Source organism: Streptococcus sp. HMSC078H12 (genome assembly GCF_001814615.1).
Taxonomy (GTDB): domain Bacteria; phylum Bacillota; class Bacilli; order Lactobacillales; family Streptococcaceae; genus Streptococcus; species Streptococcus salivarius_F.
In genome coordinates this window covers 33324-42128 of record NZ_KV817307.1, presented here as the reverse complement: position 1 = coordinate 42128, position 8805 = coordinate 33324, and the positions used below count along the sequence as shown (strand labels likewise).

General features: G+C 37.7%; 9 protein-coding genes and 1 tRNA gene. All 10 read left to right on the top strand.

The window, feature by feature from the left end; translation table 11 throughout:
• The first annotated feature begins 35 nt into the window (after positions 1–35).
• The 10 genes from HMPREF2979_RS00755 to purC all read left to right on the top strand — a co-directional run bounded on the left by HMPREF2979_RS00755 (position 36) and on the right by purC (position 8778).
• Positions 36–123 (top strand) — tRNA-Ser (locus HMPREF2979_RS00755).
• A gap of 58 nt (positions 124–181) precedes the next feature.
• A complete protein-coding gene (mreC, locus tag HMPREF2979_RS00750; RefSeq protein ID WP_070654656.1) occupies positions 182–1012 on the top strand; it encodes a rod shape-determining protein MreC in 831 nt (276 codons plus the stop codon).
• Position 1013: 1 nt separating this feature from the next.
• Positions 1014–1538 carry a rod shape-determining protein MreD gene (gene mreD / locus HMPREF2979_RS00745; protein WP_022495821.1) on the top strand — a complete coding sequence of 175 codons (525 nt, stop codon included), beginning with the start codon at positions 1014–1016 and terminating at the stop codon, positions 1536–1538.
• A gap of 84 nt (positions 1539–1622) precedes the next feature.
• Positions 1623–3122: a PcsB-like coiled-coil domain-containing protein gene (locus HMPREF2979_RS00740; RefSeq protein ID WP_070654654.1), complete on the top strand. Its 1500-nt coding sequence runs from the start codon at positions 1623–1625 to the stop codon at positions 3120–3122.
• Between the two features lie 211 nt (positions 3123–3333).
• Complete coding sequence (locus HMPREF2979_RS00735; RefSeq protein ID WP_002886286.1) at positions 3334–4299, top strand: ribose-phosphate diphosphokinase; 966 nt, start codon at positions 3334–3336, stop codon at positions 4297–4299.
• Between the two features lie 92 nt (positions 4300–4391).
• Positions 4392–5567: a pyridoxal phosphate-dependent aminotransferase gene (locus tag HMPREF2979_RS00730; RefSeq protein WP_070654652.1), complete on the top strand. Its 1176-nt coding sequence runs from the start codon at positions 4392–4394 to the stop codon at positions 5565–5567.
• Entirely contained in the window at positions 5554–6327 is a 774-nt protein-coding gene (gene recO / locus HMPREF2979_RS00725; RefSeq protein ID WP_070654650.1) for a DNA repair protein RecO, read from the top strand. The genes HMPREF2979_RS00730 and recO overlap by 14 nt, the downstream gene beginning before the upstream one ends.
• Positions 6328–6537: 210 nt before the next feature.
• Positions 6538–7542, top strand: a complete 1005-nt coding sequence (plsX, locus tag HMPREF2979_RS00720; RefSeq protein WP_070654648.1) for a phosphate acyltransferase PlsX — start codon at positions 6538–6540, stop codon at positions 7540–7542.
• Entirely contained in the window at positions 7542–7787 is a 246-nt protein-coding gene (locus HMPREF2979_RS00715) for a phosphopantetheine-binding protein (RefSeq protein ID WP_070654646.1), read from the top strand. The genes plsX and HMPREF2979_RS00715 overlap by 1 nt, the downstream gene beginning before the upstream one ends.
• Before the next feature lie 283 nt (positions 7788–8070).
• Positions 8071–8778, top strand: a complete 708-nt coding sequence (purC, locus tag HMPREF2979_RS00710; RefSeq protein WP_002886293.1) for a phosphoribosylaminoimidazolesuccinocarboxamide synthase — start codon at positions 8071–8073, stop codon at positions 8776–8778.
• Positions 8779–8805: the final 27 nt, after the last annotated feature.

The following is an 8805-nucleotide window of genomic DNA, read 5'->3' as shown; positions in this document are numbered from 1 at the left end:
GAGGTCGGTGGTTCGATTCCACTCGTGCCCATATTGGAGAATTACTCAAGAGGCTGAAGAGGACGGTTTGCTAAATCGTTAGGTCGGGTAACTGGCGCGGGGGTTCGAATCCCCCATTCTCCGTAGTATTATGACGAATTATCTTATAGATAATTCGTTTTCTTTTTTTCGAGGTGACAAAATGAAAAATAGTTTTTATCGTTTTCTTCTTTATGGGTTTATTATTCTTCTATTTTTTGTAATGCTTTTTTCTTTTGTCTTTACTAATAAAAAATTAACCAAGGGTATCTCGTCTAATGTTTCGGGTTTCGTTACCAAAGTAGACTCAGTGGTTTCAGTTCCATTTACTGCTTTATCAAAATCTCATAATGTTATTTCTGATCTCTTATCAACTTATAATGAGAATCGAGATTTAAAAAAATCTTTATCGAATTTAGAAAATCAATCATCTATTATTTCTAACTTGCAAGAAGAGAATGATTCTTTAAGAGCTTCGCTTAATCTTTCGGACAAGCTAAGTCGTGATAATGTTCTCACTGCTGAAGTTTCTATGCGACCTTCTGTTACTTGGTTAAGAGAGTTAACGATTAATGTCGGTAAGTCTAAGAATGTTAGTAAGTCCATGCTAGCAACTTCTAATGGTGGAGTAATCGGTTTTGTAACTAAGGTATATGATGATACTACTACTATTTCTTTACTTTCTAGTAGTTCTAGTGATAGCTACCTTGCTTCTAGCGTCAAATCAGACGATGATAACCAGATTTTCGGGATTATATCTCGTTATGATAATAAAAAGAAGCTGTTAGAGATGACACAACTCAATTCATCTTCTAACGTTAAGGTTGGTACTGAAGTAGTTACAAGTGGTCTTGATGATGTATCAGTAAAGGATGTTCCAATTGGTACTGTAGACTCTGTGAGTGATTATGAAGGAAATCGTACGATTTGGGTAAAACCTTATGCTGATTTTGATAAAATTTCTTATGTTACTTTAGTTGGAGATGGTAAATAATATGAAATTATCCAAGTATTCTATTATTCCTTTCTTACTGAGTATTGTTCCTTTTCTATGGGATGGTCATATTTCGATGATACTTAATCATTATTTATCTCCTGAATTTTTTCTATCATCTCATCTTTTCATTATTTATATTTTTATCTTAACCCTTGATTTTCCAAATAAGTATTCCTTTCTTTACCTTGTTTGTTTTGGATTTCTTTATGATACCTATTATTTCAAAACAGTTGGTATAGTAATTCTAACTCTGCCGCTGTTATGTTATCTGTTAACTCAGCTAGGTCGAATTGTTAAGAGAAATACCTATGTTGATTTTTTGTTAATGTTTTTATTCCTCTTTCTCTTTGATACTATAAATTTTGGCTTTGCCTTATTTTATGGTTTCTCCAATGAGTCTGTGACGGATTTTATTATTTATCAACTAAGTCCTAGTATAGTGTTTAATCTTTTGACCTTTATCTTTATTAAACCTATTCTTGAAAAATTATTTTTGTATCTGTCAGTTGATAGATTTAAATAGAACTGTAATATTGGCGTAACAAAGTTTGCGCCATTTTTTGATACAATTAAAAGGTCTTATCGAAAAGGAGTAGTATTTTATATTATGAAAAAACGTATTCTTTCAGCAGTGTTGGTAAGTGGTGTAACCTTATCAGCAGCTGCATCAGTACATGCAGAGGATTATGATTCGCAAATCGCTGCTGCAGATAACGCAATTAGTAACCTTGCTTCTCAACAAGAGACTGCACAAGCGCAAGTTGCTACAATCCAATCTCAAGTATCTACACTTAGAACACAAAAATCAGAATTGGAAACTAAAAATGCTGAACTTGAAAAAGTATCAGCAGATTTGGAATCTGAAATTCAAGAATTATCAAGTAAAATTGTAGCTCGTCAAGATTCTTTGGCGAAACAAGCTCGTAGTGCTCAACAAAATAATACTGCGACTAGCTACATCAACTCTATCTTGAACTCTAAGTCAATCTCTGAAGCTATTACTCGTATCACAGCTATTTCAAAAGTTGTTACAGCTAATAATGACATGTTGACAAAACAAGAGTCTGATCAAAAAGAGCTTGCTGCAAAACAAGAACAAAACCAAGCTGCTATCAATGAGATTGCAACTAATAAAGCAGAACTTGAAACAACAGAAGCTGGTTTGACAACTCAACAAGCAGAACTAGAAGCAGCACAAGTTACTTTGGCTGCAGAATTGGCTACAGCTCAAGATGAAAAAACATCACTTGTTTCTGCTAAATCAACTGCAGAAGCAGTGGCAGCTTCAACTGCAGCATCAGTTGCTCAGTCTCAAGCAATTGCAGAATCAGAGGCAGCAGCACAAGCAGTAGCATCTTCAGAAGCGGCAGCATTTGTAGCTCAATCAGAGGCGGCAGCAACTTCAGAAGCAGTAGCTCAACCTTCAGAAGCTACTGTTTCAGAAACAGCAACAGCCTCAGAAGCAGCACAAGAACCTGTTTCATCAGAAACTTCAGAAACTACTCAAGAGCCAACTGTTGCAACTTCAGAAGCAACACAAGAGCCTGAAGCACAGCCAGAATCAGCTGCCTCAGAGGCACAACAAGAGCCTGCTGCTCCAGCAACATCTGAAGCACAACCAGAATCAGCTGCTCCTGCAGCTTCAGAAGCACCAGCTCCTGCTAGCGAAGCACCTGCAGCAACTTCAGAAGCACCAGCAAGTCAAGCACCTACAGCTTCAGAAGCACCAGCTCCAGCAGCTGAAACACCTAAGGTATCAGCTGCCTCAACTCCTAATACATATCCTGTTGGTCAATGTACTTGGGGTGCTAAATCATTAGCTTCATGGGTTGGTAACTACTGGGGTAATGCTAAAAACTGGATTGCTAGCGCACAAGCAGCTGGCCACTCAGTTGGTACAACTCCTGTAGCCGGAGCAATTGCGGTTTGGCCAAATGATGGTGGTGGTTATGGTCACGTAGCTTACGTAACATCAGCATCAGGTGCAAATTCAATTCAAGTTATGGAATCAAACTATGCTGGTAACATGTCAATCGGTAACTACCGTGGTACATTTGATCCAACATCTTCAGCTCATGGTGGTTCTGTATACTATATTTACCCATAATGACTACAAGAAGGCGATTCGAATTTTCTCGAATCGTTTTTATTTTATAGCAAAATGTCTTTACTTTCTGGAATTACTTTTAGCCGGGAAAATGTCGAGGTTAAGGTTAAATCTTTTTAGTCTTATTAAGTTACTGTGACACCATTTATTTTGCATTGAAAATCAATCTAAAAAAAGGTAGAATGGTTTAGTAGATATTTTGGAGGAAATCATGTCTTATACGAATTTGAAGTTGTTTGCTTTATCGTCTAACCAGGAATTAGCAGCAAAAGTTGCTGATAAAATGGGTATTGAACTCGGAAAATCAAGTGTTCGTGAATTTTCAGATGGTGAGATTCAAGTTAATATTGAAGAATCTATCCGTGGTCATCACGTTTTTATTCTTCAATCTACAAGCTCTCCTGTAAATGATAATTTGATGGAAATCTTGATTATGGTTGATGCGCTAAAACGTGCAAGTGCAGAAACAATCAGTGTTGTTATGCCTTATTATGGTTATGCACGTCAAGACCGTAAGGCACGTTCACGTGAGCCAATCACATCTAAATTGGTTGCTAATATGCTTGAGGTTGCAGGTGTTGATCGACTTTTGACAGTTGACCTCCATGCTTCTCAAATTCAAGGATTCTTTGATATTCCTGTAGATCATTTGATGGGTGCACCACTTATTGCAGATTACTTTGATCGTGCTGGTCTTACTGGAGATGATGTTGTTGTTGTTTCTCCAGACCATGGTGGTGTGACTCGTGCACGAAAACTTGCTCAATGTTTGAAAACACCAATCGCAATCATTGATAAACGTCGTAGTGTTGATAAAATGAACACTTCTGAGGTTATGAATATCATTGGTAACGTTGAAGGTAAAACATGTATCTTGATTGATGATATGATTGATACTGCAGGTACAATCTGTCATGCGGCGGATGCGCTTGCTGAAGCTGGTGCAACTCATGTCTATGCCTCATGTACTCACCCTGTATTGTCAGGTCCAGCACTTGATAATATTCAAAAATCTGCTATTGAGAAGCTTGTTGTATTGGACACGATTTATCTTCCAGAAGAACGTTTGATTGATAAGATTGAACAAATTTCAATTGCTGATTTGATTTCAGAGGCAATTATTCGTATTCATGAAAAACGTCCATTGTCACCTTTGTTTGAAATGGGCCATAAATAGACTAAAGCTAGCTTGGGCTAGCTTTTTTTGGTGTTTAAATGCGTTTGAGTTTTTGATATAATGTAAGGCATAATTGCAAAGAGGTGACAGTGATGGATTTAACACAACGTTTTAATAAAAATTTAGATAAGATTGAAGTTTCGATGATTCGTCAGTTTGACCAATCAATTTCAGATGTACCAGGTATCAAAAAGTTGACACTTGGTGAACCTGATTTTACGACTCCAGATCATGTGAAAGAAGCAGCTAAAGCTGCTATCGATGCTAACCAGTCTCACTATACAGGTATGGCAGGACTTCCTGCTTTGCGTCAAGCTGCGGCAGATTTTGTTAAGGAAAAATATAATCTTACTTATAACCCAGATAATGAAATCTTGGTGACTATTGGAGCTACAGAAGCCCTTTCTGCAACATTGACTGCTATTTTGGAGCCAGGAGATACGATTCTTTTACCTGCACCAGCCTATCCTGGATATGAGCCGATTGCAAATCTAGTTGGTGCTGAAATTGTTGAAATTGATACAACAGCTAATGATTTTGTTTTGACTCCGGAGATGTTAGAAAAGGCAATTTTGGAGCAGGGAGATAAGCTTAAAGCTGTTTTGCTTAACTACCCAACTAACCCAACAGGTGTGACTTACTCACGTCAACAGATTAAAGATTTGGCTGAAGTTCTGAAAAAATACGATATTTTTGTTGTTAGCGATGAAGTTTACTCTGAGCTAACTTATGTGGACCAACATGTATCTATTGCTGAGTATTTGCCAGAACAAACGATTTTGATTAATGGTTTGTCTAAATCTCATGCGATGACGGGCTGGCGTATTGGTTTGATTTTTGCACCTGCAGTCTTGACGGCTCAGTTGATTAAGAGTCACCAGTATTTGGTAACAGCTGCAGCTACTATGGCACAATTTGCAGCTATTGAAGCCTTATCTGCTGGTAAAGATGATGCCCAACCAATGAAAGTTGAGTATTTGAAGCGTCGTGATTATATTCTTGAAAAAATGACTGAACTTGGTTTCAAAATTATTAAACCTGATGGTGCTTTCTATATCTTTGCTAAGATTCCAGAAGGCTATACTCAAGATTCCTTTAAGTTCTGTCAAGACTTTGCTCGTGAAAAAGCTATTGCGATTATCCCAGGGGTTGCTTTTGGGAAGTATGGCGAAGGCTATGTTCGTTTGTCGTATGCAGCTAGCATGGATACTATTGAAACAGCTATGGCTCGTTTGAAAGTGTTTATGGAAGAACATGCAGAAGCTTGAGAGTAGAGGACTTGTCCTCTTCAATCGTAATTATCGTGAGAATGATAAGCTAGTTAAGATTTTTACCGAGCAAGCTGGGAAACGGATGTTTTTTGTTAGAGGTGGTGGGTCAGGTAAATTAAGTGCTGTGATTCAACCTTTAACCATCGCTGAATTCATGATGACTGTAAATGATGAGGGCTTATCTTTCATAGAGGATTATAGCCAAGCAGAATCCTTTAAGGAAATTACAAGCGATATTTTCAAGCTGTCTTATGCGACTTATTTAGCTGCTCTGACGGATGCTGCTATTGCTGACGGTGTGGTAGATGCACAATTATTTGCATTCTTAGAGAAGACGCTTGAATTAATGGAAGAAGGCTTGGATTATGAAATCTTGACTAATATCTTTGAGATTCAGGTTTTAGACCGTTTCGGGGTAAGATTGAATTTTCACGAGTGTGTCTTTTGTCATCGTGTTGGCCTTCCTTTTGATTTTTCATATAGATTTTCGGGGTTACTTTGTCCCAACCACTATTCAGAGGATGAAAGGCGTAGTCATCTGGATCCTAATGTACCCTATCTTTTAGATCGCTTCCAGGGGCTTTCCTTTGAAGAATTGAGAAGTATATCTGTTAAGGATGATATGAAACGAAAGCTACGACAATTTATCGATGAACTCTATGATAATTATGTCGGAATACATCTAAAGAGTAAGAAATTTATTGATAATCTAAATTCTTGGGGCCATATTATGAATAAAGAAGATAGTGCTGACTAGACATTATCTTCTTTTTGTTTCACGTGAAACAGGAAAGTAATGGTTTTCAGTCTCAGGGGTTAAAATGCAGGTCAGTTCGTGCTATAATAGGAAGATAATAAGCTGAAAGACTCTGCTAGGAATAGTGAACTAGTCTATTTTAGTTACTTAATATTTATTGATAGAAATCTAATCCTATTTTTTAAAGCAGAGGACGAGAGGGAGAAAGCTATGCATGTAATTGCAGTGGATGCTATGGGTGGCGATAATGCGCCACAAGCAATTGTAGAGGGAGTCAACCAAGCTATAGCAGATTTCAAAGATATTGAAATCCAGCTTTATGGTGATGAAGCTAAAATTAAGACTTATTTGACAGCGTCTGAACGTGTGAGTATTGTGCATACCGACGAAAAGATTAACTCAGATGATGAGCCCGCTAAAGCTATTCGCAAGAAGAAAAAAGCTTCAATGGTCTTGGGTGCACAGGCTGTTAAGGAGAAAAAAGCAGATGCTGTGATTTCTGCGGGAAATACAGGTGCTCTTTTGGCTGCAGGTCTCTTCGTAGTCGGACGTATTAAGGGAGTTGAGCGTCCAGGTCTTATGTCCACAATGCCAAGTTTTACTGGTCAACCTTTTGACATGCTTGATCTAGGGGCTAATGCTGAAAATACAGCTAATCATCTACATCAATATGCTATTTTAGGTTCTTTCTATGCTAAAAATGTGCGTGGAATTGCCAATCCTCGTGTAGGTCTCCTTAATAATGGGACTGAGGAAACAAAGGGTGATAGTCTCCGGAAAGAGGCTTTTGAGCTTTTATCTAAAGAGCCAAGTATTAACTTTGTTGGTAATGTTGAGGCGCGTGAACTCATGTCTGGTGCTGCTGACGTGGTAGTTGCTGATGGTTTCACAGGAAATGCGGTTCTTAAGGCAATTGAAGGAACGGGACTTGGTGCCATGAAGACTCTTAAGTCAGCTATCATGAATGGTGGTCTTAAAGCTAAGCTAGGTGCTTTCCTATTGAAAGACAGCTTAAAAGGTATGAAAGAGACTATGGATTACTCTAGTGCTGGAGGTGCTGTTCTCTTTGGTCTTAAAGCTCCTGTAGTAAAATGTCACGGATCTAGTGATGCTAAGGCGGTTTACTACACCATTAAGCAGGTTCGTACGATGCTTGATACTAAGGTTGTTGAGCAGCTAGTTGAAGCCTTTAGTCCAAAAGAGGAGGCTAACTGATGAGTAGAGTAGAAATTCTTCAGAAAATGCAGCTCGTAATTCAAGAGCAGATGGGTAAAGAGGAGATTGTTTTAACCGAAGACACCAAATTAGATGACTTGGGTGTGGATTCAATAGAGCTTATGGAATTCATTATTAATTTGGAGGATGAGTTCGACCTTGAGATTTCCGATGATACTATTGACCATATGGTTAAGGTAGCTGATTTGTTGGACTATTTGTCTGAGGAATTGAATAAAGGATAAGAAATCTAGCAGGAAGGAGCTAGATTCTAAATGAATATCATAATATGGTGACTGAGTATTATAGGGTTACCATTTTATTGGAGTGAGGCAAGAAACTAAATATTATATGGATTTAGTTCTGTCACACTCCTTTTTTCTATACATTATTTATTAAGAAACTCTAAAAAAGAACTAAAACACGAACGTTGTTTTTTTACCCAAGTAATAAAGTTTGCTATATGTTGGTTTTTGGATTCTGGTGTGGTATAATTAAGACGAATAAACTTGAAAGGCGAACAATTCCATGTCAAACCAACTGATTTATACTGGGAAAGCTAAAGATATTTATAGTACAGAAGACGAAAATGTGATTAAGTCGGTCTATAAGGACCAGGCAACCATGCTTAATGGTGCTCGTAAGGAGACTATTAAGGGAAAAGGTGTGCTAAATAATCAGATTTCGTCTCTTATTTTTGAAAAATTGAATGCTGCGGGTGTAGCTACTCACTTTATCGAACGTATTTCTGATACCGAACAACTTAACAAGAAAGTTACTATCATTCCTTTGGAGGTTGTTCTTCGTAATGTGACTGCGGGTTCTTTCTCTAAACGTTTTGGCGTTGAAGAAGGTTTGGACTTGAAAACTCCAATCGTTGAATTTTACTACAAGAACGATGATTTGGATGACCCATTCATCAATGATGAGCATGTAAAGTTCTTGGATATTGCTAATGATGAACAAATTGCTTATATCAAGGAAGAAACGCGTCGTATCAATGAATTACTAAAAGATTGGTTTGCACAAATTGGTCTTCGCTTGATTGACTTCAAATTGGAATTTGGTTTTGATAAGGATGGCAAGATTATCTTGGCAGATGAATTCTCACCAGATAACTGCCGCCTTTGGGATGCTGAAGGGCACCATATGGACAAGGATGTCTTCCGTCGTGATCTTGGTAGCTTGACAGATGTTTATGAAGTTGTATTGGAAAAATTGCAAGGATTGAAGTAGCCTTTTACAAATAGAATACTTGGTCTT